This window comes from Methylobacterium oryzisoli (genome assembly GCF_046557895.1).
GTDB lineage: Bacteria > Pseudomonadota > Alphaproteobacteria > Rhizobiales > Beijerinckiaceae > Methylobacterium > Methylobacterium oryzisoli.
In genome coordinates, this window is sequence record NZ_JBKIBX010000103.1 from 1 (window position 1) to 2,479 (window position 2,479).

2 protein-coding genes are annotated in these 2,479 nt (G+C 61.0%); both read left to right on the forward strand.

The window, feature by feature from the left end:
- The first annotated feature begins 92 nt into the window (after positions 1 to 92).
- On the forward strand, positions 93 to 944 hold the full coding sequence (locus ACKUB9_RS34175) for a hypothetical protein (RefSeq protein ID WP_407531136.1): 852 nt from the start codon (positions 93 to 95) through the stop codon (positions 942 to 944).
- 128 nt (positions 945 to 1,072) lie between these two features.
- Positions 1,073 to 2,008: a hypothetical protein gene (locus tag ACKUB9_RS34180; RefSeq protein WP_407531138.1), complete on the forward strand. Its 936-nt coding sequence runs from the start codon at positions 1,073 to 1,075 to the stop codon at positions 2,006 to 2,008.
- Positions 2,009 to 2,479 lie beyond the last annotated feature (471 nt).

A 2,479-nucleotide genomic window follows, 5' to 3' on the forward strand; every position in this document is an offset into this window, starting at 1 on the left:
CCGACGAGTGTGCCAACTTCTTCATCGCTGCCGGATACGATCCAGATTAAACCGAAAACGCTCTAGCTGGCGTTTTGGCGGAGGGTTCAGCGATGGATGTGGTTCGCGCGGTCGAGATCCTGACGGGCGCTCGTGCCCCACAGTTCGGGTTAGAGCGTGAGTTCGCGGTCCTGGCGTTCTCGGGCTGGCTGAACTGGCCGAAGGAGCCTTACGCGCCGACGAACTTGGTGTTCCACGCGATCAACCATGCTCTCGCTGCCGAGCAGAACAAGGGGGGTGAAATCGACGCTCGCTGGCTTACTCAAGCCCTGGAGCCGAAAGCGTACATTGCCCAGTTAGGGCCCCGCGATAGCGGGTTGCTCAGTCTGCCCATGTTCGAGGCGGTCTCAGGCGAGTGGGGCTACGACGACACGAGGTACGTTGCTGACATCGTTCGGTTCCTTCTCAGCTACCGCCCGCCAAGTCGCGACAAACGCGAGAGTGCGAGCCTTGGCAAAGCGTCCGAGTTCATCAACCGCAAGGGTGGCTTCCGAGGTCGGGACGGCGCTGGAAAACGGTCCCGTGAGTACAGCGACTCGCAACATCAGGAGATCTGGAAGGCTTACAAGCGAACGGCTGCGTTTCAGTTTGTGCGCTACTACGACTGCGACATCTCCTGGCTGTTTGATCCCGCAGACGAGCACCTCCTCGACCGGCCGACCGAGACGGCGGCCAGGCACGAGGAGATCCAGGGGTTCTTCTCGCGCTGCCTCTGGGTGCAAACCCGCCTCCGGGAACTCCTGGATCGCCGCTCGATGGCCAAGGAGGATTATTTCGGCCTCCCCGACGCGGTCGCCCCCATGCCCTGCCGAATCCCCCGGCTGTCGAAGGGCGTGTATGAGGCGATGCGTCAGTACACGCGAAATCGTGCAGCCATCAACTTCGCCGAAGAGGATGCCGATTAGGAGCCTGGATCAAGCACTTACCGCGCTTCGTCCTCCACAACCTAACTGGATCACTTTGTCAACTTGTGGAACATTTTAGAGCTCCCGGAAACGTGCGAATCTCTCTTTGTCACTCAAGAGAGGGCACAATGTCGAACAAGCCGAAGCCAGCCTCAAACATTTCTCGCTTGAAGGCGGACCACTCGGTTCGTGTCCCCGGTCAGCGTGATGGCAAGCAGAAGCGGTGTTCGCTTAAAGCGAATGTTCGCTCGTCGGTCGCAAAGGACGGTACCCAACCGGATCAGCGGCGCGCCTCCTTCGAGATCCTGGACAGCAAGAAACTCCAGCGCGAAGGCGGGGTGGAGCAGGTCCTGAAGACAATTCGGACCTCGATGGAACGTCTCCAGGCACTCGGAGCAAATTATCGCGAGGAGAAGCGCTACGCTGTGGCGTACTGCTACGGCCTCGCTCAGCACTTCGTGAGGAACAAGCGAGCTTGGGCTGCCTTCTGTCAGGACAAGTTCTGGAAATACTATAAGGGCGGCCCAGCAAAGGCCGACCGCTCGGAAGCCCTGCGGTTTGTTCTGCTTTTGGCCGGTGGCGCAAAGGGCAACGCAGCATCGAAGAACGCGAGCAAGCTCCATTGCGCGGTACGTCCCTTCTTTGACGAGGGTGTTCCGGCCCAGGACGTTCCCAGCAAAGTTGTGGAAGGTGGCGGTTTCGCCAAACTGGCTTCCGCTCACGTCAAGAAGAAGAGGGATGCAGGCCGTGCTGAGCCGCAGGATGATGTGAATGCGGATGAGCAGGCGGCGAACCCCTCAGAGCTCTGCAAGGTGAAGCTAATCGGGCGACGTATGCTGATGGAGCCACTATTGCAGCTCGAAAGCGGCTCGACGATAGACATCCGCTTGAAGCCAGCAGAGGGCGACAAAGGTCGGTACGCGTACAAGGTTGTGAAGCTGCTCTCCGGCGGGGCAACGGGGCGAACCAAGTCTGAGCGCCGCAAGAGTACCTCACGTGCGGGCAAGATCACAACCCAGCGTGTGAAGCACTCCAGTCGCAAGCACCGCCGTATCCCGCTGTAACATCGCCCTCGCCAGTCAAGGGCAATACGCCCCCGCCGATTAGGCGGGGGCGTTTTCCCATTCCGCAGCTCGCTCTGGCGTCGCCCAGGCGACGTCACACATGTCCGCGCACAGCGCGGGAACTCAGTGGGACATGGATTGCAGGGCGAATGGCATGTAGCCAAGCACACACCTTTCAAGTGAGCCGATCAGGCGCCGGATGCAGCGCTGCTCCGGACCATGACCCTCAGGACGAAACGCGCTGAGTAGGGCGGCCCCTGCGGAGATCGGCTCCGTCGCGTTGCTCTTTAGCCATACCGCGAGACCGTCAGCTCTCCGCCAGATCAGTGCCAGGAACGACGGGAGGGCTCAAACCGGCTCGCGAGCATCACCGTCATTCGGCGGCGCGAGCCGTCGCGATGTGAGCATTCGGTGAGGGCCGCGGGTGGGATCGTTGCGTGGGCGCGAGGTCAGGCGGCACTCTGGGTCTGC